This window comes from Caldanaerobacter subterraneus (assembly GCF_004345675.1).
In the GTDB taxonomy this organism is placed as follows: domain Bacteria; phylum Bacillota; class Thermoanaerobacteria; order Thermoanaerobacterales; family Thermoanaerobacteraceae; genus Thermoanaerobacter; species Thermoanaerobacter subterraneus.
On record NZ_SLWU01000022.1, the window covers coordinates 20,053 to 42,580 of the forward strand.

Annotated in this window: 22 protein-coding genes and 2 pseudogenes; all 24 read right to left on the reverse strand. The window is 32.4% G+C overall.

What is annotated here, in order from left to right; translation table 11 throughout:
* Nucleotides 1-68 precede the first annotated feature (68 nt).
* Nucleotides 69-167: pseudogene (locus EV203_RS13895) on the reverse strand (capsular biosynthesis protein); the annotation flags it as partial.
* Entirely contained in the window at nucleotides 160-1,233 is a 1,074-nt protein-coding gene (locus EV203_RS09965; RefSeq protein ID WP_132040430.1) for a sugar phosphate nucleotidyltransferase, read from the reverse strand. The gene EV203_RS09965 and the pseudogene EV203_RS13895, both read right to left, overlap by 8 nt.
* Before the next feature lie 13 nt (nucleotides 1,234-1,246).
* Nucleotides 1,247-2,197 (reverse strand): SDR family oxidoreductase, encoded by a 951-nt coding sequence (locus EV203_RS09970; protein ID WP_132040393.1) that lies wholly within the window; start codon nucleotides 2,195-2,197, stop codon nucleotides 1,247-1,249.
* Nucleotides 2,198-2,210: 13 nt separating this feature from the next.
* The gene (locus EV203_RS09975; RefSeq protein ID WP_132040395.1) at nucleotides 2,211-3,626 is read right to left on the reverse strand and encodes a sugar transferase; all 1,416 of its coding nucleotides are present in this window, start codon (nucleotides 3,624-3,626) and stop codon (nucleotides 2,211-2,213) included.
* Between the two features lie 41 nt (nucleotides 3,627-3,667).
* The gene (locus tag EV203_RS09980) at nucleotides 3,668-4,570 is read right to left on the reverse strand and encodes a hypothetical protein (protein ID WP_132040397.1); all 903 of its coding nucleotides are present in this window, start codon (nucleotides 4,568-4,570) and stop codon (nucleotides 3,668-3,670) included.
* Between the two features lie 21 nt (nucleotides 4,571-4,591).
* Nucleotides 4,592-5,188, reverse strand: a complete 597-nt coding sequence (locus EV203_RS09985) for a glycosyltransferase (protein ID WP_279432263.1) — start codon at nucleotides 5,186-5,188, stop codon at nucleotides 4,592-4,594.
* Between the two features lie 9 nt (nucleotides 5,189-5,197).
* Nucleotides 5,198-5,455: pseudogene (locus EV203_RS14150) on the reverse strand (glycosyltransferase); the annotation flags it as partial.
* 151 nt (nucleotides 5,456-5,606) lie between these two features.
* Nucleotides 5,607-6,599 (reverse strand): WYL domain-containing protein, encoded by a 993-nt coding sequence (locus EV203_RS09990; protein WP_132040399.1) that lies wholly within the window; start codon nucleotides 6,597-6,599, stop codon nucleotides 5,607-5,609.
* Between the two features lie 1,247 nt (nucleotides 6,600-7,846).
* Nucleotides 7,847-8,533, reverse strand: a complete 687-nt coding sequence (locus tag EV203_RS13900; protein ID WP_243700660.1) for a glycosyltransferase — start codon at nucleotides 8,531-8,533, stop codon at nucleotides 7,847-7,849.
* Nucleotides 8,534-8,590: 57 nt separating this feature from the next.
* On the reverse strand, nucleotides 8,591-8,740 hold the full coding sequence (locus EV203_RS13905; RefSeq protein ID WP_243700661.1) for a glycosyltransferase: 150 nt from the start codon (nucleotides 8,738-8,740) through the stop codon (nucleotides 8,591-8,593).
* The gene (locus EV203_RS13910; protein ID WP_243700662.1) at nucleotides 8,727-8,969 is read right to left on the reverse strand and encodes a glycosyltransferase; all 243 of its coding nucleotides are present in this window, start codon (nucleotides 8,967-8,969) and stop codon (nucleotides 8,727-8,729) included. The genes EV203_RS13905 and EV203_RS13910 overlap by 14 nt, the downstream gene beginning before the upstream one ends.
* Nucleotides 8,970-8,992: 23 nt before the next feature.
* Complete coding sequence (locus EV203_RS10005) at nucleotides 8,993-10,156, reverse strand: glycosyltransferase family 4 protein (RefSeq protein ID WP_132040401.1); 1,164 nt, start codon at nucleotides 10,154-10,156, stop codon at nucleotides 8,993-8,995.
* 5 nt (nucleotides 10,157-10,161) lie between these two features.
* Nucleotides 10,162-11,097, reverse strand: a complete 936-nt coding sequence (locus EV203_RS10010; protein ID WP_132040403.1) for an SDR family oxidoreductase — start codon at nucleotides 11,095-11,097, stop codon at nucleotides 10,162-10,164.
* A complete protein-coding gene (locus tag EV203_RS10015; protein ID WP_243700663.1) occupies nucleotides 11,097-12,467 on the reverse strand; it encodes a nucleotide sugar dehydrogenase in 1,371 nt (456 codons plus the stop codon). Before EV203_RS10015 ends, EV203_RS10010 begins: the two co-directional genes overlap by 1 nt.
* Nucleotides 12,468-12,536: 69 nt before the next feature.
* On the reverse strand, nucleotides 12,537-13,088 hold the full coding sequence (gene rfbC / locus EV203_RS10020) for a dTDP-4-dehydrorhamnose 3,5-epimerase (protein WP_132040407.1): 552 nt from the start codon (nucleotides 13,086-13,088) through the stop codon (nucleotides 12,537-12,539).
* Nucleotides 13,075-13,986 carry a dTDP-4-dehydrorhamnose reductase gene (gene rfbD, locus EV203_RS10025; protein WP_132040409.1) on the reverse strand — a complete coding sequence of 304 codons (912 nt, stop codon included), beginning with the start codon at nucleotides 13,984-13,986 and terminating at the stop codon, nucleotides 13,075-13,077. Before rfbD ends, rfbC begins: the two co-directional genes overlap by 14 nt.
* Nucleotides 13,987-14,008: 22 nt before the next feature.
* Nucleotides 14,009-14,923 (reverse strand): glucose-1-phosphate thymidylyltransferase RfbA, encoded by a 915-nt coding sequence (gene rfbA, locus EV203_RS10030; protein WP_132040411.1) that lies wholly within the window; start codon nucleotides 14,921-14,923, stop codon nucleotides 14,009-14,011.
* Nucleotides 14,924-14,935: 12 nt separating this feature from the next.
* Complete coding sequence (gene rfbB / locus EV203_RS10035) at nucleotides 14,936-15,988, reverse strand: dTDP-glucose 4,6-dehydratase (protein ID WP_132040413.1); 1,053 nt, start codon at nucleotides 15,986-15,988, stop codon at nucleotides 14,936-14,938.
* Nucleotides 15,989-16,017: 29 nt separating this feature from the next.
* Nucleotides 16,018-17,088, reverse strand: coding sequence for a glycosyltransferase family 4 protein (locus EV203_RS10040; RefSeq protein WP_132040415.1), 1,071 nt, complete (start codon nucleotides 17,086-17,088; stop codon nucleotides 16,018-16,020).
* Nucleotides 17,085-18,026: a glycosyltransferase family 2 protein gene (locus EV203_RS10045; protein ID WP_207910884.1), complete on the reverse strand. Its 942-nt coding sequence runs from the start codon at nucleotides 18,024-18,026 to the stop codon at nucleotides 17,085-17,087. Before EV203_RS10045 ends, EV203_RS10040 begins: the two co-directional genes overlap by 4 nt.
* Nucleotides 18,023-19,291 carry an O-antigen polymerase gene (locus EV203_RS10050; protein ID WP_132040417.1) on the reverse strand — a complete coding sequence of 423 codons (1,269 nt, stop codon included), beginning with the start codon at nucleotides 19,289-19,291 and terminating at the stop codon, nucleotides 18,023-18,025. The genes EV203_RS10045 and EV203_RS10050 overlap by 4 nt, the downstream gene beginning before the upstream one ends.
* Before the next feature lie 5 nt (nucleotides 19,292-19,296).
* Nucleotides 19,297-20,229 carry a glycosyltransferase family 2 protein gene (locus EV203_RS10055; RefSeq protein WP_132040419.1) on the reverse strand — a complete coding sequence of 311 codons (933 nt, stop codon included), beginning with the start codon at nucleotides 20,227-20,229 and terminating at the stop codon, nucleotides 19,297-19,299.
* 115 nt (nucleotides 20,230-20,344) lie between these two features.
* A complete protein-coding gene (locus EV203_RS10060) occupies nucleotides 20,345-21,403 on the reverse strand; it encodes an Rpn family recombination-promoting nuclease/putative transposase (RefSeq protein ID WP_132040421.1) in 1,059 nt (352 codons plus the stop codon).
* Between the two features lie 161 nt (nucleotides 21,404-21,564).
* Nucleotides 21,565-22,230, reverse strand: coding sequence for a methyl-accepting chemotaxis protein (locus EV203_RS14155; protein ID WP_207910885.1), 666 nt, complete (start codon nucleotides 22,228-22,230; stop codon nucleotides 21,565-21,567).
* Nucleotides 22,231-22,528: the final 298 nt, after the last annotated feature.

Genomic DNA, 22,528 nt, shown 5'->3' on the forward strand with positions numbered 1-22,528 from the left:
CTCAAATATTAAAAATATTTCGACATATATCGACAAAAATAAAAAACAGGTATTTGAATAGAAACAGCTGAATCTTTGCCAGGTAGTATTACAGTAGGATTGGAACCAAAAAAGCATGTCGCCGGTGTCACATCAGTTACAGTTAAAACAGTAGTAGCCTCATAAGTACTCTACTTTCTTTTTTTCAAGCTTTTTCAATATCTCTTTCACATTCTGTGCCTTGTCTTTTGAGGAAATTAAAAGTGCATCTTCTGTATCTACAATTATTACATCTTCTATACCCAATGTCGCAATGAGCCTTTCATTACCGGTTATTATGCTTTTTTTTGTATCTACACTTACTACATTGCCTTTTATGACATTGCCATTATCATCTTTTTCATAGAGCCTTTCAATAGATGCCCAGCTTCCCACATCATCCCACCCAAAATCTCCTGGCACGACATAGACATTTTTAGCTTTTTCCATTACGCCGTAATCTATTGATATGCTTTCAAGTTTTGAGTATTCATCGTATAACGCTTTTTCTACATCATCTGCATCAAAATTTTTCCTTATATTCTCCAATGCTTTATGTAACTCAGGCATGTACTTTTCTATAGCCCTTAATATTGAGGATGTCTTCCATATAAAGATACCGCTATTCCAGAGATAATCTCCGTTTTTTACATATCCCACTGTTACCTCATAACCAGGTTTTTCTACAAATTTCTCTACCTTATGTACGGGATTCCCATTTATTATCTCTTTTGTCATCTTCCTGAATTTTATATAGCCATACCCTGTTTCAGGACGCGTAGGTTTTATACCTATTGTCACAAGATTATCTCCTAACTTTGCTTTTTCTATTGCTGTTTTTAATATTTCAATATATGCTTCTTCGTCTTTTATAACGTGATCAGAAGGAAGAACAACCATTATAGACTCTTTATCACGCCTTTCTGTGTGCAGTGCAGCAAGGCCTATACATGCTGCAGCATTTTTAGCCATAGGCTCTATCAAAATATTTTCTGTTGGCAAATCAGGAATTTGATCGCTAATTATTGCTGCATAATCTATATTAGTCACAACAAAGATATTTTCTATAGGCATGATTCTCTTGAGCCTGTCCACAGTCTGCTGAATCATTGTTTTATCTCCATAAAGATTCAAAAACTGCTTCGGCATTTTCATCCTGCTTTTTGGCCAAAACCTTTCGCCTTTGCCACCTGCCATAATAACACCTGTTATCATTTGCATCATCCTTTCACTTCTCCTTCATCACCGCAACCTCATCTTCCGCATACTTCACTCTGTAATACTCAATTGTCTCCCTTAACCCATCTTCTAAACTATACTCCGGTTTCCATCCAAGCACATCTAATGCTTTTTTATTATCAAGATAACTATGTACTATATCTCCTTTTCGAGGTTCTGTATAAATAGGTTTTAAAGATGTTCCCATAATTTTATTCATTACATATACAAGCTCATTTATAGTTGTAGTCCTATTTGTACTTATATTTACAATTTCATTATCGCCTTTTTCAAGTGCTAAAAAATTGGCTTTTGCCACATCTTTCACATAAACAAAATCCCGCGTTTGGTTTCCATCTCCAAAAATAATAGGCCTTTCTCCTTTAAGCATTTTATCTATAAAAATAGATATTACCCCACCTTCCCCTTTTGGGTCCTGTCTTACGCCATATACATTTGCATATCGCAAAATCGTATATTTCAATCCATATAATTGGCTGTATACATCAAAATAATGCTCTGGTGTTTGCTTTGATATGCCATAGTAAGATATGGGGTTTATTCTATGCTCTTCATCAATAGGAAGATACTCAGGATTTCCATACACTGCTGCTGATGAAGCGTATATAACTTTTTTAACACCACTTTTTCTGCAATATTCCAGCAAATTTACTGTTCCAAGTATATTTACCTTTGCATCAAACACAGGATTATCAATTGATTTCTGTACGTCTATTTGGGCTGCTTGATGTATAACATAATCAGGTTTTTCTTTTTCAAAAATTTTATATAAGTCTTCATCTGTGATATCTTTCTTACGAAAAATAGCCTTTTTATTTATAAATTCTTCTTTTCCTGTTGAAAGATTATCCACTATTACGACTTCATATCCATTTTCAATCAGCAAATCTACTATATGCGAGCCTATAAACCCCGCCCCACCTGTGACTAAAACTTTCATCGTATATATCTCCTTACTTATCTATTTTTGTGATTCCTAATTCACTGTAGACATTATAGTTCAAAGATTCCAACAGCTCTTCTAATTCCATCTCCCTTCTTACACCAGAAGATGCTTCTTTTATGAAGATGGTTTTTAATGTCAATAATATTATCTTAATATCAAGCCACAAAGAGTAATTTGTGATATATATAAGGTCCAATCTCAATTTGTCGTCCACATCTGTCTTATACTTTCCAAAAACTTGTGCAAGACCTGTTATCCCTGCCTTTACATTATGCCTGTACTTGTATGAAGGATACTGCTTTTCAAATTGTTCTACAAAATATGGTCTTTCAGGTCTTGGACCTACAAAGCTCATATCGCCTTTCAAAACGTTAAATAATTGTGGTAGTTCATCAAGTCTAGTTGCTCTTAATATCTTGCCTACTTTTGTAATCCTCGGATCGTCCTCTGTAGCTAAAACAGGTCCTGTCATCTTTTCAGCATCTTTGACCATCGTCCTAAACTTATACACATTAAACTTCTTACCTTTTTCTGTCACTCTTAGCTGCTTATAAATCACTGGACCGGGTGAAGTCACTTTAATTAATACAGCAATTATAACCATTAGCGGCAAAGTAACCAATATGCCAATTAGTGAAAAGATAATATCAAAAAGTCTTTTAATCAATTTATCTTCACTAGTCAATGAAGGATAATTCACACTTATAGCAGGAACATCATCAAATTGCACAAATTGAGATCTCACTAAAAGGATATCTCTTAAATTTGGAACGATGAAAAGATGTTTTTTAAATTTTATTGAATCGTAAAAGAGAGTGGTCTTAAGGTCCTCACTAACTCCACTAGATATGTATATCGCATCTATTTCATTAATGTGATTAATAATCTCATCATATCTTTGAGGACTTATTATGTACTTTATATCAAACCAACCTCTGGAACTTGAAATTAATTTCTTCGCCAATTTTTCTGCTACTTCTTTTTCACCTATAATCATTACTTTCTTCTCGCCATGTACATATTTTCTTACATTTTGCACTAAATATCTCCACAGGGATAATAATACAAGCTGAACTCCAAAAGCTATAAAAAATATGCTTCGTGGAAATGCAAACTGTCTTATAAAAAATGTTGAAGCTACTGTTATAACCTGCAATAACGATAAAGAAATGATTAAAGAAAAAACTATGTCCCCATAACTTTTTCGCGATATAGTATATAAACCGTAAACATGAAATAAAATAATGGCAGACAATGTAATTACAGGTATTAATTTATAATAAGGTTGAAGATTTACAATTGTCGGATTCGTTCCAAATTTGATGATATATGCAAGTATAAATCCTACGTGGATTAATAGTAAATCTACAATAAAGACAATAAATTTGCTTAATTTAAAGAATTTATGAAAATGAGTATGCATAGAGACACCACCTATTAAAATAATTTGTCACTTGGGTAGAATTATCGTTGCAGATTTAAAGCTTTTTGGGTACGTGCATTTATCTTATAATTTTTAAACAACCGGTTTATATCATCTTTGCTTTTGACATAACTTTTCATTATTTCACTATAATCGATAAAATTATTTACCTTATTAATATTAAATCTACAGAACAATAATATCTTCAAATACAGAAAAGTTCTATATTTATCATCAATAGTCTTTTTTAATTTCAGTCTCATAAAAAGTTTTTCATAAGATGAATATAACACGAGAAAATATATGTATGGAATAAACATCATTGAAAGAGTTATTGGTAAAATAAAATCTTTTATAAATTCCAAAAGAACAATATCTTTTATATCACTTAAAAATCTGTTTAATGAACTAAATATTAAAAACAAACCAACACCTGCAGTCGTGTATCTCAACAGATTAGCTGTTACTTCGTACTCTTTATTTTCATACTCTACCTCGTGTTCAGCAATTCCTAGCATAAGAGATAAAAAAACAAACAAAGGAATTAAAATAATTTCACAGATTAATGAAAAGTTGTACGAATCCACAATAAATCCCACCAGAACACCTATGCTGAGATTATTTTTTGCCATCTCTTTAAAGTATTTCATATCTTTAGCTTCGTTTATCGATTTTATAGTAGAAGGAATAGCAGTAACTATATACCATATAATAGTATCTTTTAATAATTTAAACTCCCAGAGTCCAATTTTAAACAATATAAAAACTGTTAATGATACATATAAAACCATACTTATATGCCAACCAATCAATTTTCTGTCAAAAAATGCTTTGAGAAGATCCCATAACGAGTGCCTAGTATCTTTTTTATAGATCACTAAAACCAATAATATGAGTAGCCAAAAACCAATTGCTAACTCCCTATTGCTAAAATTTTCTAGCATTTTGCTTTACTCCTCGTAAAATTATAACATTTTGCTAGATTTTTGCCTAATGACTTCTTGATACACTTCCATAGTCTGTTTGGCCATGCGTTCAAAAGTAAAAAACTCTTCGTATCTTTTTCGCCCCGCTAATCCAAACCTAATACGCTTATGAGAATCTAATATTAGTTCCTTCAAACGTTTTTTCAGTTCCTCTTTATCTCCCCTTGGAATAATGTATCCTGTTAGTCCATCAATAACCGCTTCTTTTACTCCTCCTACATCAGAAGCTATAACTGGAAGTCCTGCCCGCATTGCTTCCAAAATAGAACGTGGAAATCCTTCCCATTTTGATGTTAGAATAAAAATCTGTGCTTTTGCCAATCTAAAAGGCACATCATCACAAGCACCAGAAAATTGAACTTTATCTGAAATTCCTAACTTTTCAGCTCTCTCTCTAACTATTCCTATCAATGGCCCATCACCTACTAATTCAAATGTCCAGGATAAATCTTTCAGTTCCTCAAGAGTTTCTAACAATAAAATATGATCTTTTTGTTCTTCAAAGCGAGCTACCATAATTAAATGTACTGGTTCAACTTCAGGTTTAGCAAAAAGAGTACTATCAATATCAGGCACCCCATTATGAATTGTAACAATTTTGCTTGGGTGGGTAATTTTGTACCTTATAGCAAGTTCACGATCGTGGTTAGAAACTGTAATTATTTTACCAGCAAAGGGAGCTGCTAATTTTTCTGCCCACCTATAAACTATCTGTTGCCTCTTAGGAACTCCTTCAGTGAAAGCCCAACCATGGGCTGTAAAAACTACAGGTATTTTCAACCACTTTGCAGCCAATCGGCCTAACCATCCAGCTTTTGATGAATGCAAAAAAATAATATCAGGTTTTACTTCAAATAATCCCTTTCAGTAATCCGTGAACATTTTCTACGTATAGCAATCTTTTTTGCCAACACTCTGATGGTTCCGTCTTGTATGTTATACATAAGTGGTTTAATCTCTCTATTGCTAATTGTTTCTACTTGCAAAAAGCTGTCTACGCTCTCACCCATAATAGAAATATGATTATAATGAAAATAATCACAACAGTCAGGCAGCCAGATTCCTGTTTCTTCTGCGAACTTATCCCCCGTCTCCGTCCTTCGAAACTCGTAATGGCTCTGTCTTTCCATGGTATGGAAGTTACCACGCCACCGGGTCCGACTGTCCATACTTCAAAGGTATATCCGTTCTCAATAGCATACTGTTCTATCGCTTGAAATTTTGCCAGGTTTATAGCCAACGAAACATCTCTCTTGGATTTTATTTCAACAATTACCTTTCTGCCGTTACTGTATGTAACAAGTAGATCTGGCATATAGAAGCTTTGAACTGATCCTGCCCAAAAGCGAATCTTAAACGGTTCTATTTCATAGGCAACAACTTCATCGTCTTCATCAAGTGCAGTCATCACCTTTTCTTCCAGGGGCGATCTACATTTACCAAAGGAGTTTGTTAATTTTAATGAATGCCATAGTTTTGGATATTCTTTATCTGCACCCACTTCGTCAACCCAGGATGGTTTTTGCCGTAACACCGGCTTTGACCCATAGTAGCCGTATACTTTTCCATCTACAGAGGATTTCCTAGCACTACCATCCTGCGAGATTGAAAGTTGATTATTTAACTCGCAAACGCTTTGGAGAATTTTTGCCTTTCCTATAAAGGTATCATCAAACTTATCCTTCAAAGAGCCAATATCAATGTCTTCAAAGAAGATGTATTCATTAACCAACGTCACTCCGCTCATTCGGTCAAGGCGAAAGGTACGAAGCTCTCCGCGTAACTCACAAAATCCAGCGACATACACATATATTACCCCACTACCAAAAGTCCTGTACTGAAACAATACCCACGGATGGACAGTGCGTCTTGTTTCTTCCCCTTTTTCATTAACATAGCGAAAGTTTATCTTGCATCGGTACTTTATAGCAATTTTGATTATCCTTTTGTTTTCGTCTATTGCAGCACTAGCCGCCCGGTTTTCCATATAATACCCCCCTATACCCCCTCGATTCGAGACATAAGAATTCCTCTCCTTCCTAAACAGAGCTTGTATTTTCAACAGGACGTTATTCCAAAAATTGTGGAAATTGAAGGTGGCAGTCCTCAACCACCTGTGATGTAACAGGGGTAGACAAACCAGCCAAAAAAGTACTGCCCCCAATGCCAGTATATCACGAGTCACGTGGGAATTAAATAATCTCTGGTGATTTTCCTAGATCATGTGCAGATATCTTTGATAGACGTCATAGGTAGAACTAATGATGGACTTTTATGGCCCTAATCCCTCATGTTTAGAAGTCAACACCACCACATCGCTAACAGATAAAATCTCAGGCACATTTAACCAGTAGCATAAAAATTGCACCCGTGAGAGACCTTCCCTCTAGCTTTTATCTTTATCTTTTAAGTGATTTAAAAAAACCTGCCTCACTAAAAGCAAAATGCCTTTTGCATACTTTAGGAGCCATTTTTTCAGGCTTTTAAAAGCATTTCCTGATTTTTGTTGGCATTTATCTCCTCCACGCAAGTTATAACTATATCTTGAGGAAAAAACCAATCCTCCCCAGATAAATTCTTCTTGAGTTGATAGGGAAGAAAAACGACTTAAATCTACCCCTACACTCTACCCTTATGCCAGGAATAAAAAATAAATTTTCCCTTAGCTCAAAATCTAAATAGCAGGCATGTTCTTCGCCAATTTTTCTCCTACTTCTTTTTCACCTACAATCATTATCTTTTTCTCGCCATGCACATATTTTCTTACATTTTGTACTAAATATCTCCACAGTGATAATAATATGAGCTAAATTACAAAAGCTATAATAAATATGCTTCGTGGAAATGCAAACTGTCTTATAAAAAATGTTGAAGCTACTATTATAACCTGCAATAGCAATAAAGAAAGAATTAAAGAAAATACTATATCTCCATAACTTTTTCGTGAAATAGTATATAAACCATAACCATGAAATAAAATAATAGCAGACAATGTAATTACGGGAATTAATTCATAATATGACTCAAGGTTCACAATTGGAGGATTTGTTCCAAATTTGATAATATAAGCAACTATAAATCCTGTATGGATTAATAGTAAATCTGTAATAAAGACAATGAATTTGCTTAATTTGAAAAATTTATGAAAAATGCGTATGCATAAAGACATCATCTCCTATATTTTGCTATTAAAATTTATATCAAATAGTTACTTGGGAAATTTCATGATTATAATTACAAATACAAACTATATATCTCATCCATTTCGCTTAAAACTTTCTCAATAGCATAATCTTGTATAATTTTTCCACCATCTTCTTCCATCTTAGTCCTCAAGATTTTATTTTCGGCTAATTTTGTAATTGCTTTAGCTGTTGCTTCTACATCATTTACAGGAACTAAGTACCCATTAACACCATCTACAACCAAACCTCTATTTCCTCTTACATTTGTAGCAATAATAGGTTTACCTGCTGCCATTGCTTCCATTATAGCTCTTGGAAGACCTTCCCGCAAAGATGTTAATGCAAAAATATCTATAGCATTTAAAATTTTTGAAATATCTCTTCTATATCCCAGAAATTTTATTCTGTTTCCTAAATTATTAAGCAAAACATGATTTTTTAATTTCTCTTCCTCTTCTCCAGTACCCACAATGAGATAGTAAATATTACTGTAATTTTTCAGGATTTTTATAGTGTCGATTATTTGTTTATGATTTTTGTTGATATTTATTTCTGCTACAGTCAATATTAAAACATCGTCTTCTGAAAAGCCTAATTCTTTTCTCAATTTTTTTCTTTTTTCTTCATCGTTTATACAATATTTATCAATGTCTAAACCAACACCATGCGCATAAAACACTGCATCTTTTTTTCTCAGTTTAAATTTCTTTGTAATATTAAAATCTTCTTCATTCATAGTTATAAGTTCATTTGTCTAATGAGCAGTTATTTTTTCCATTGTCTAATATATAAGTCAATTTTTTAAAGAAGTCACTTTATAAAAATAAAACCCATGTGCTGTATAAAGTACAGCTTTTTTAGTCGTAATTTTTGCAGCTAACCTTCCTAAAAAAGCTCCAACAGGCGTATGGACATGAACCAATGAAAATTTATTTTTTCTCATTACTCTTTATTAATTGATTTAGTGCTCTTTTATTGCTCAAAGAATAAGGAGAACGTGAAAAATCAATATTATGGCATATAACATTTAAACCTTTTAGCTCATCCTGCCTATCGCCCAATTTTGTAGCTACATGAACTTTGTATCCTTTGTTTTGAAAGTATTGTATAAAAGGTAGATGAAAGTTTAATACATGATTTTCTACAGTTGCTATGAATAATATTTTATTCATAATACTTCACCTAACTTTGATAATTAATTTTCGATTTTTAACAAGTTTTTTATTATGTTCACTTGCTTCTCCAACACTTTTTCTTCATCATATAGTTCTATAGCCCTTTTTCTGCCTTTTGCACCCATTTCCGCTATTAATTCATCATTATCTACCAATCTTTTTATCGCTTCATATATTTCTTTCGGTGAACTAACACTCACTAAAAATCCTGTCTCTCCATGCACTACTTCCTCTCTACATCCCCTTATGTTTGTTGCAACAACAGGTTTACCCATAGCCATTGCTTCTATAATAGACCTAGGCATTCCTTCCCGGTAAGATGGTAATACAAAAATATCACTTATTTTTAATAATTCTGGAATATCGTCTCTAAAGCCTGTTAATATAATTCTTTCTCTTAACTTTGTATCATCTAAATATGATTTTATTTTTTGCTTTGTTTCTTTATCTCTCTCATCTAACGAAGCATCACCAATTATCATTAGATATAAATTGTTATACTCTTTAATCAGATATTTAAATGCTTCTAAAAGATCTAAAATACCCTTTTCTTCTACCAGTCTTCCTATAAAACATATAACTTTACTATCAACAGTAATACCCAAATTCTCTTTGTAACTTTTTATATCAATTTTTATATTCTCAGGATTAAATTTATTCAAGTCAACTCCATTGTTAATCCATGCTATTCGATCTTTGTCTATAATTTTTAAATCCAGTGCAAGCTTATAATCTTCCTGACTTTGAGTAAATATATAATCTGTAAAATACTTCCCCATTATTTTTTCTATCGTAGCAAATAATTTATAACTTAAAAAGGACATATTTTCATGAAAATAAAACCCATGAGCTGTATAAATTACGACAGGAATACGTGCTAATTTTGCTGCTATTCTAGCTAAAACACCAGCCACTGGTGTATGAACATGAACTACATCATATTTACCATCTCTCATAATTTTGTACAGGTTAATTATCGATTTTATATTGGATATTGGACTTATCTTTCGATCTATTTTTACATATTTAAATACATATCCACGCTTTTCTAATTCTTTTGATTCCTTACCTTCTGAGCAAGCAATCTCTACTATAAATCCCTCTTTTTTTAATCTATCAATTAATGGAAGAAGTAAATTTTTGACTGTATAATCAACTGCAGAAACTTGTAATATCTTAGGCAAAACTTTCACCTCTTTTTATACCAATCTATCGTCTTCCTTAACCCTTCCTCAAACTTAATACTAACTCTATATCCAAGTAGTTTTTTGGCTTTTTCTATCGATGCCAATGAATGTTTTACATCACCAATTCTTGGTTTATCATATAAAGGCTTTATATTAGTTCCAAGTATTTCATTTATTTTGTCAACTAATTGATTTAAACTAATTCTCTCACCACATGCTATATTAATCACTTCACCATGTCCAACATTCTTCGATGTTGCAGCTAATATATTTGCTTCAACTACATTATCTATATATGTAAAATCCCTCGTCTGTTCTCCATCTCCAAATATAACAGGAGATTCACCTTTTAAAATCTTGGTTATAAACTTAGGTATTACTGCAGCATACTGCGAATTAGGATCTTGTTTAGGACCAAATACATTGAAATATCTTAATGATACAGTTTCTAAACCATATATATTATAAAATACCTTTCCATATAGTTCTTCAACATATTTTGTTACAGCATAAGGAGATAATGGATTGGGTGTCATATCTTCACTTTTAGGCAATATCTCCGTATCACCATATGCAGATGAAGAAGCAGCTATTACAACACGTTTTACCCCTGCTTCTTTAGCTGCAACCAATAAGTTTAATGTGCCATCAATGTTATTAGTATTACTAGATAGAGGATCTTCAACAGATCTGGGAACAGATGATAATGCTGCTTGGTGTAGTATATAATCTATACCTTTAACTGCTTTTTTTACATCACTAATATTCTTTAAATCGCCTTCTATTAACTCAATCTTATCTTTAAACTCTTCTATATTCTCCATTTTACCTGTTGAAAAATTGTCTATAATTCTTACTTTTTCACCTCTTTTTATAAGCTCTTCAGCTATATTGGATCCAATAAATCCTGCTCCACCCGTAATTAAAAATGTCGCCATTATATACCCATCCTTTCTTTTGTAGATGCTATCTCTTTTATATATTCATATATATCAATATTATCATAAGTTGGAGCACCTATTTTATATATATTTTCTTTAATAATGCCCCTAAAAGCATTCCTTGTATCAATTATTATGTTAGCATTATTTGCAATTGCTTTATAATCATAGCAACTGTGGTCTGTACATAAAATTATAGAATCATATTTTTGTAAGTCACTATAATTTAATTCAACTGATTTAACTTTATTATTATTTTCATCTATAAATTCCTCGACATATGGGTCATTATATTCTACGAGAGCGCCTTGCTCTTTTAACAATTTATATATTTCTAACGAAGGAGATTCTCTTATATCATCAACATCTTTCTTATAAGCCATCCCTAAAATTAAAATATAAGCACCATTAACACATTTTTTATGTCTATTAAGTACCTCATTAATTTTCATTACTACATACCGTGGCATATTACCATTTATATCACTTGCTAACTCTATAAATTTATTATAAAAATCATATGTTTTAGCCTTCCAAGATAAATATTGCGGATCTAAGGGAATACAATGCCCTCCAATACCAGGTCCTGGGTAAAATGGCATAAAACCAAAAGGTTTAGTAGCTGCCGCATCAACTACTTCCCATATATCAATACCCATCCTATCACACATCATAGCCAGCTCATTTACAAGTCCTATATTTACAGCTCTAAATGTATTTTCAAGTAGTTTAACCATTTCAGCTACTTTTGTAGATGAAACAGGTATTACAGTATCTATCACGCTACTGTACAATAAATATCCTAATTCCAAACACTGTCTAGTAACTCCACCAATAACTTTCGGTGTATTTTTTGTATTGTATTTTTTATTACCAGGATCTACTCTTTCTGGTGAATAACATAAATAATAATCTTTTCCCACTACATACCCCATTTTTTCAAATTCTTTTTGGATTAACTCCTCTGTGGTACCAGGATATGTTGTACTTTCTAAAATAATCAGTAAATCTTTATGGAAATACTTTTTTATTCTCGAAATAGCATCGATTATATACGAAATATCTGGGTCTTTTGTTTTTCTCAAAGGCGTTGGAACACAAATACTCACTGCATCTATCTCTAATATCTTACTAAAATCTGTGGTTGGAATTAATTGCTTATTTTCAACCAGGGTTTTTACTTCTTCTGATGGAACATCTAAAACATATGATTTGCCTTCTAACAATGTATGTATTTTCCTGTCATTTATATCAAATCCAATAACTTTGTATCCACCTTTAGCAAATTCAACAGCTAATGGTAAACCTACATAGCCTAAACCTATAACTCCTACAGTAGCTTTTTTTAATTGTATTCTTTCTTTCAACTTACTTGACATATTTATACATCCCCTCTGCTGGATTAACTTTCACTAAAAATCAACAAACTTAAATTTTTATATATCAATATCCTTTAATCTCGGCCATTTTTTATCCTTTTCAGACAAAATTACTTCTTCAATACCCTCCAATGGCCACTGTATATTTATATCAGGGTCATTCCATATTATCCCGCCCTCATCGTCAGGATAATAAAAATCGGTACATTTATAGAAAAACTCAGCTTCATCTGATAAAACTAAAAAACCATGGGCAAATCCCTCTGGAATATAAAACTGCCTTTTGTTTTTGTCAGACAAAATAACCCCCACCCATTTACCATAAGTTTTGGAGTTTTTTCTTAAATCAACTGCTACATCAAAAACCTCTCCCTTTAAAACTCTCACCAGTTTGCCCTGCGGATGTTTCTTCTGAAAATGCAATCCCCTTAAAACACCTTTTTTGGATTTTGATTGATTGTCCTGTACAAACACTACATCAATCCCTGCTGCTTTGAAATCTCTGTAATTGTACGATTCCATAAAATATCCTCTATTATCTTCAAAAACTCCTGTCTCTATTATGTACAATCCTTCTATTTCTGTTTCTATGAACTTAAACTTTCCCATACAAATCCTCCTGCCCCGTATTTTTAAAATCATCAATAAAAGCTTTTAAGGCATCTTCCCAGTTTCTCATTTCATCCCCAATAGTACATCTTAACATCATATTATCCAGAGAGGAATAAAAAGGTCTTTTGGCAGGCCTATTTATCTTATCAGAAGTAATAGGAACTACAGTGCAATTTATTCCTGCATATTCTACAATTTTACAGGCAAAATCATACCAACTGCACTTGCCTTTTCCTGTACAATGATATATTCCATATTCTTCAGTAAGTACCAGTTTCAAAATGTGATGGGCCAAATCTTCCGCATTTGTTGGATTTCCTTTCTGATCATTCACAACTTCTAAATATTCCTTCTCCTTTGCTGCTTTCAGGATAGTGTACACAAAATTTTTTCCGTATTTCCCATAGAGCCATGCCGTCCTTACTATAAAATATCTATCGCAAAACTCTCTTACATACTGTTCTCCAAGAAATTTTGTTTTTCCATATACATTTATCGGTTGTGGAATGTCATATTCCCTAAAAGGAATATCTCCCGTTCCATTAAAAACGTAATCTGTAGATACATGTAATAATTTTGCTCCAACTCTCTGAGCTGCTATTGCCAGATTCCTTGGCCCTATAGCATTTACCTTAAAGGCAGTATCAATATCACTCTCACATTTGTCTACATTAGTATAAGCTGCACAATTTATTATAATATCTGGTCTATACTCATCCACGAATCTTAAAACACTTGTTAAATCAGTAATATCCAGTTCATCATGAGATGTATACTTTATTACAGCCTCTTTATATATGGGATCTATTTCTCCAATCTCACTTCTGCCTTTTTCTATAATTGAACGAAGTTGCAAAGCTAATTGCCCTCTAGCCCCTGTAATAAGTATCTTCATTCTGCCAAATCAACTCCTTTTATTAAAAGATCTCACTTGTAGCCGCTACTTCTTTAATTGCATCATTTTCCTCTTCATCTATTAATTTTAAAAGATATTTCCCATATTCAACCTTTTTTAAAGGTTCAGCAAGTTTTAATAGCTGTTCCTTATCTATAAAGCCTTTTCTATAGGCAATTTCTTCAATGCAGGCAATATACAGCCCCTGTCTCGTCTGAATCGCTTCAACAAAATTAGCAGCATTTAAAAGCCCGCTTGGTGTGCCTGTGTCAAACCATGCCATCCCTCTGCCTAACAATTCAACTTTGAGTTTTCCTCTCTTCAGATACTCGTTGTTAACTGAGGTAATCTCAAGTTCTCCTCTTGCAGATGGCTCAATATTTTTGGCTATTTCAATCACTTCATTATCATAAAAATAAAGACCAGGTACAGCATAATTGGACTTGGGATGTTTTGGTTTTTCTTCAATTGATATAACATTAAAGTTTTCATCAAATTCTACAACACCATAATCACTTGGATTGCTTACATAATAGCCAAATATAGTAGCCCCTTCTTTTCTGCTTGCCGCTCTCTCAAGCCTTTCAGTAAATCCATAGCCATAAAAAATGTTATCGCCCAATATAAGAGCAACGTTGTCTTTGCCAATAAAATCTTCTCCAATGATAAAGGCCTCAGCTATACCACGAGGTGCCTCCTGTACAGCATATTCAAAGTGCAATCCTAACTGGCTTCCATCTCCCAGAAGCTCTTTAAAGGTGTTTATATCCCTAGGAGTAGATATAATCAGTATTTCTCTAATTCCTGCAAGCATTAGAACGGACAAAGGATAATATATCATTGGCTTATCATAGATAGGCAAAATTTGTTTCGATATCGCTTTTGTTATAGGATAAAGCCTTGTACCTGACCCGCCTGCTAAAATTATACCTTTCATTTGCTTTTCCCCCTATCTATTGGAATACATTCTTTCATAATACTTTTGATATTCTCCAGATGTAACATTTTTAAGCCATTCTCTGTTTTGAAGATACCATTCTATCGTTTTTTTGATGCCATCTTCAAATTTGGTTTCGGGATACCATCCTAATTCCTCTTTAATCTTTGTCGCATCAATAGCATACCTTCTATCATGTCCTTTTCTATCTGCTACAAACGTAATCAAGCTCTCATCTACAGTTGGATCTACATTGTCGTGAATATATGATACAATTAACTTCACTATCTCTATATTTGTCTTTTCATTATTGCCACCAATATTGTATACTTCTCCCGCTTTTCCTTTATGAAGAACCAAATCTATTGCTTTACAATGGTCCTCTACATAAAGCCAATCTCTTATATTAAGTCCATCTCCATAAACAGGAAGAGGCTTTTTATTTAAACAATTATTTATCATCAAGGGAATCAATTTTTCGGGAAATTGATATGGACCATAGTTGTTTGAACATCTTGTTATATTTACAGGCATTTTATATGTATCATAGTAGGCTTTGACTATTAAATCAGCCGCTGCTTTACTCGATGAATATGGACTATGAGGGTCAAGTGGTGTAGTTTCTGTAAAATAGCCTGTCTCACCTAAAGAACCATAAACTTCATCTGTCGATACCTGCAAAAACTTTTTCCCCTCTTTAAAACTATCTCCCTCTTCCCATGCTTTTTTTGCTACATTAAGTAAAGTTACTGTTCCTAGTACATTGGTTTTCACAAATATTTCAGGGTCTATAATACTTCTATCTACATGAGATTCTGCCGCAAAATTGACTACATAATCAATATCCTGTGAAAATATCTCTTCTACAAGCTCTTTATCACATATATCTCCTTTAACAAAAGTGTAATTAGGATTATCTTCTACATCTTTTAAATTCTCAAGATTTCCTGCATATGTAAGTTTATCAAGATTTATGATTTTGTAATCTTCATATTTTGAAAGCATATACCTGATAAAATTACTTCCTATAAATCCTGCCCCACCTGTAACTAATACTGTTTTCATTGATTATTTGCCTCCTTTTCAACATAACTTTAAAATATCGATTTAAATATTTTAATTAATCTGGGTGCAGTAACTTGAAAAGAATAATTTTCTTCTACCATTTTTCTGCCTTTTAATCCCATTTGTTTTCTTAACTCAGCTGAACTATATAATTTTTCGAAAGCATATATCCATTCATCATCCGTGCTTGCCCTAAAACCATTAACTCCATCAATGATTATCTTATTATTTACGCCAACTGGTGAACCAACTATAGGGACACCACAAGCCATATATTGTATTAACTTATAACCACATTTACCCCTTTCCCAAGGCTTATCAGGCAACGGCATTATGCCAACATCAAAATCTTGTATATCTTTAACTTCTTTCTCTTCATTCCATTCTCTTATTTCTAATGGAATATCAGGTAAATTAATTTTACCTGAACCAACGAGTATTAAGCGTGCATTTTTATTCTTAACGAATTTTTTTAATGGTCGATATACATGGAATAAATACTTTGATGTTGCCGGTGAACCTATCCATCCAATATTGAAAGTTTCATTATTATACGGGTCAGTCCCCCATTCTTTTAACTTATAGCGATTTAAATCAACCACACTTGGAAGATATTCAATTCGCCGCGCACCTGCTTTTTGGGCCCGTTCCGCTAGGTAATCATTTCCAACAATAACTACTGATGCATTTTTCATAATTCTGTCTATTTTATTTCTTAGTAACACACGTATTATAGGGTTTTTATTTAAATCGTAATTATGAAAAATTGCATCATCGTAATCTACTATATATGGAATTTTTAATTTTGCAATAATCTCTTCTACCCATGCAGGTAACATAGGAAACAATTCTTTTTCTACCCATAATAAATCATATTTTCTTATCTTTGTTAGATCGAATAGCCTTCTAAAATACGAAGATAAAACAATACTCAGCTTTTTTCTGCCTTTTTCGTATAAACTTTCAACATACTCATTATTAAATAAGGGAGCAATGGTGACATCAATACCTTCCTGTTTTAAATAAGGAATATATTGATACGTTCGTACTCTACTGCTGGCTCCGAGATTACCATAACGGCTTAAAAGTAATACCTTCATTCAAACTTTCTCCCCTTTAATATCAAACGTGGAATATCAGACCAAAGTAATTTATATGCCTTTAATGTTTCAATAACTTCAACAAATGCGCCCTTCATAACTGCAAAAACAATTCTTGTTATTGGCTCAATTATTAACGTACAAAAAGTAAGAAAAGTTGCTGAAATCCAATTAAAGCGCTTATATCCATATAATATCCTGCTACGCAACGAATAAAATAATCGCACATCTTTAACTTTTTCTGAAGAACCACCACCTTTATGATATGCTTGAGCTGATGTTAAATAATAAGAACTATATCCTAATTGTTTTGCTCGATATGAAAAATCTAAATCCTCTAAATAAACAAAAAATCTTTCATCAAAACCATTAAGTTTTTCAAATAATTGTCTACGTACTAAAAAAAACGCACCGATTACATGGTCAACAAATCTATCACTCTTATGATCCCATTCAGCCATAAAATAACTTAATTTAGGAAACAAACGATCTAAACCAAAAATTTTTGAAACAAATTGTCCTAATGTAGGAAACCGTGCACATGTACGACTAATTTCTTTATTTTCATTAATTAACTGAATTCCAACTATTCCAATATTTCTATTTTCCGCTTTTTCCATAAAAGCAATCGGTTTTGAAAGAGAATCTTTGAAAAGAACAGTATCAGGATTGAGAAACAATAAATAATCTGCATCACTCTCTTTAGCACCTTGATTACAAGCTGCAGCAAAACCTCGATTTGTAGAATTTCTAATTATTTTTAACGGCAAATCAATTTCTTCTAACCCAAACAACGAATTATCAGATGATGCATTATCTACAACAACAACTTTATTTAATTCAAACCCGGTTTTATCTGTTTTAACAATAGATTCAAGACAACTTTTCAATTGTTCTCCACTGTTCCAATTAACTATAACTATATCCAATTTTTTCAACTTCTACCCTCCACACACCTTTTCACTGGTTGTAATAATAATTTTGGAAATCTATAAATAATGTATAAGAAAATTATTGCTTGAATCCAATAACTAACTGTTGTGAAAAAAAACTCATTAGCACAGCTAATTATAAGCCCAGCAAATACCATGCCATATAAAAAAATATAAATTTTCTCTTTTTTAATATAAGCACGTTTAAATACAAGTGAAGAAAATATACCTATTATGAACATTAGAATAAATACACCTAAATATCCGTAATCCAAAAAATATGTATAATAAATAGTATACACATTTGTAGGTAAAGGAGTATCGGTATATATAGGCACCATCTTAGGCAGATTGTAATGAGCTAAACCTATTCTATCCAAAACTGCATAAAAAAATCTAAAAGTTGTAAAGCCTGTACCTATATAACGACTAGGATTCATGACCACATTATTAAACCCCACCGCTCCACCTAAGGTATACAGTGCCACCATTTTTGAAACGCCTTTTATATTCTCTATGAAGCTATTATGTATACTTCCACCTTTACCTAACAATACTGCAGGTATACCAAACAAAATAACTAAAACAGCTATGGATTTAAATAAAAATTGAAAATTAATTTCCCCTTCATATATGAATTTTACTCCTATAAATGCAAACACTAAAAAAATTATTCCAATTCTTTGCATGAGTAATAGATTATAAATTATTGCTATCACTATCACGAAATAAGCTTTTATTTTATCAGTTTTTGATATCTTATCTAAACTTTCTAGATAAGAAAATATGGTAAAAAGATTAAGAACTCCAAGAAAATACCTAAAAAACCCTAAATTAGCACTTCCGTACACAGTTTCATATCTTATAGCAACCCAGAAATTATCAATATGCGATAAAGTTGCAATTTCTCTTAATTTAAACCAAAAGAAAGGTAACACTATCAAAGATATCAATAAACCTGCATTAATAACTTTTTTGTGAAAGGATTTATATTCAAAGGCTTTTTGTATAGTATATACAGACTTAATATTTTTTCTCGCAACTAAAAATGGAATAATTCCACCTAAACTAAATGCAAAAGCTCCCATAAAATATATAAGTAAAGTTTCTGCTGATATTTCATAGAATATATCTCCTGCTATAACCAAAGAAAATAATAATAATGCCCACCATAAAGAGAAAACCACCGGAGGGTATAATAGCGTTTTTCCTATATAATAGTTTAGAATTGCTAATAAAACTAACATGAACAAAAAAATAATTAAAAGCATTTAATTTATTTTCCCTCCAATAATCGTTTGTTAATTCTATTTATCCTTAAAAACTCAATATATTTTGCACCAATTAATCCAAGCAATAACAAACCAGTTGCTTCAAAATAATCCGAGATTTTTTTCGAATATTTAATCATATTTTTATACACCCGCCACACATCTTTGCGTGAACCAGCAACGCCGTATCTATAGATTGTTTTTTTTAGATAAAACAAAATAACTTCATTTTGATCTTTTAAAACTTCTTTATGATTTATTAATACGCGTTCATAGGATTTTGCTATATCATACGAACGTTTGATTAAACTGTCAGCATTTGACAAGTTATCTTCTTGACGATGAATAATTCTTAATGGTTTATTAATAGTTATAAACTTCCACTTTTTTGAAACTTCATTTAAAAAAACGTGTTCACATCCCTTTAGATCTTCAGGAAGATGAAAATCTTTAAATACTTCACGCCTATATACAAATATTTTTTCGCCGTCATAAATTTTTCTCTTACATACAATATCGTATTCATTCAATATTTCACCATCTTTTAATTGGGATACTTGCTTGCCTGTATTGGCAATAACCGTTGCAAATGCTGCTGCACCTATACTATAATCAGCATTATCCATAATTTCAACCATCGTTTTTAAACTATTCGGATATAACTCATCGTCACTATCTAAAAATACGATATATCGCCCACTTGCAAAATGGACACCAGCATTCCTTGCTGCATTAACTCCCTTGTTTTGTTTAAATTTTATATATTTTACCCTTTCATCGTCAATTTTCTTCACAACTTCTTCTGTATTATCAGTAGATCCATCATCAACAGCAATCCACTCAAAATTTATATCTTGATCTTTAAGGCTATTCCATACTCTTAACAAAAGCGTAGCTCTATTGTATGTAGGAGTAATTACCGATACATCTACATCCATAGTATTTCACCTCTTCATTTTTCATTTTAACCTTACCTACCCAATTATACTAAATTATGATTTCGTACAATTAGCTTTTTTCTTTCCTTAGGTGAAAAAATAGTTCAAACTTATTTCAATTTATATATTTTCCCAACTCCTCTAATTTTTCCATTTTTAAAATGTCTTTTGCTAACTGGAGCAAAGTTTTGTCATCCAGTTTTGCAATACCTTCTATATATTCTGTCGGAATATCTTTAAATTTTTCTCTGAGCTGTTCAAACACTACCATACGTATTCCTTCTATTTTCCCTTCTATTTTCCCTATTTTTAGGCCTTCTAGTTTTCCTTTTTTCAATCCCTCTTGTAGTGCTTCTCTTCTCGTTTTCCTAAATTCTTCTCTCAAGCTTCGCTCAAGATTAGAAATCATCTCCTTCACCCCCTCACTTTGCATCAAAATCTCTTTTACCTCTTTTTCTTTATCTTTCGGCAGAAACCTCGATACAACTGAGAAAAGCCAATTTCTAAGTATTATGAATTCTTCCTCAGATATGTTCTTCAAGGTATCCGCTACTTTCCTCAATTTTTCAATTAATTCTTCTTTATCTATTCGCCTATCGAGTAAGAATATACTACTTATCAAATTAGATAACTGCAAAAGCTCTTCTTCATCATATCTATTTACATCAATTAATATATACCTGAAATCTATTAAGTTCTCTCCAAATAATTGATATGAGTCTACTATTTCTTTGAAGTTCAAAGAAGCAGTCCATCTGTTGACTCCATTATAAAGCACAATAGGAATAACTGCAGGCAATTTGAAATCTTTCCTTTTTTGCTCTTCTATTGGAATATCTCCTAAGATTTCTCTCCAAACTTCAACTATGTACAGAAGCAGCCTGTAAGGCATTTGAAAGTCAACTTTTGACTGAAACTCCATCAATATGTAAAAGAAAACATCTTTATCTTTCAATTTTGCTCGATAGATGAGATCCGCTTCTTTATTTTTAAAATCCTGCAGTATAAAAGATTTGTTTATACGGATTAAACTGGATTCATCTATCTCATTTACCCAGTCCTTTTTGACAAAACTTCTTAAAAGCTCAATAAAGACTTTTTTGTGAGAAAGCAAGTATTTATAACCTTTATCGTGAGGAGCATTCAAAAAATCTCCATTTTCATTATTTTTCATAATATCTCTCACCTATATTATATCATTTTAAGAAAAAAGGTAATAGCCTTCTATTAGGGATTAGGTGTTTTTGAAAAACACCCTCCCCTTCCCTGTGTTTCTATTACCACCAGCAGAATCTACGGGCGCCGAAACAGCCGCATAAACCCTGCTGGATCATGTCAGAAAAATGGATAACCAATCCAATTAATATATATTCGACAAAAAATAAGATTTTCCTTCTTGTTTAAGGAAAATTTTATAACTCTTTGAGGTAAAATGTATAAACCTAAACTTATCAGCTGCTGTGCCACATTTCTTAAATTGTTAACTGTATGTTCCAACTGCATAATTTCCCTAACAATCTGCTGAGTAGAACCAGCCTGAAGTCCAGCAATCTGGGTTGTCTTATCTATTTCTCCTACAATTGTTTCCACCGAACCTTCAATATTTTTTAAAATATTCCCAATTTGTTCTACCGCCTGTGCGCTTTCTTCTGCCAATTTTCTAACTTCTTCAGCTACAACAGCAAACCCCTTTCCTTGTTCACCTGCTCGCGCTGCTTCAATTGCTGCATTTAAACCCAACAATTTTGTCTGGCTAGCCACTCTTTTTATAAACGAAAGTACATCCCCTATGTTTTGGGCATAATTTCTGGCTCTATTTGCAGAGTCGTTTAAATTTGAACTTCGCACAGCAAGTTCTTCTGCACCACCTGCTACATCTTGAGCCGCATTTTTAATTTCTTTAATAGTATTGCTCAATTTCTCAGCTTCTCTGGCTAGTTCTTGCACTTGTAGATAAAGCTTTCTTGCCATGTCTTCTTTTGCTTCGACAATACGCATCATCAGTCTAGCTGCATTGGCATCAATTATTACCGTCTGCTCATTTTTATGCGTGCGCAATAATTCCTGTACTTTAGGATTACCTGTTACTTCGATTACCGAATCTAATTGTGATGTTTTTAACAAATGTACACAAGCAGAATATTTTTCGAAACAAAAACTAGATAGGTATTTTAGGCTATATTTCAATTACTTGGTACTCATCTTTGCCTATGAATATGACAAGTGCTTGTTTTACATCCTTTCTATCTTTTAAACCTCTACTTTCTATATACCTCTTAAGCTGCTTTATACCTTCTTC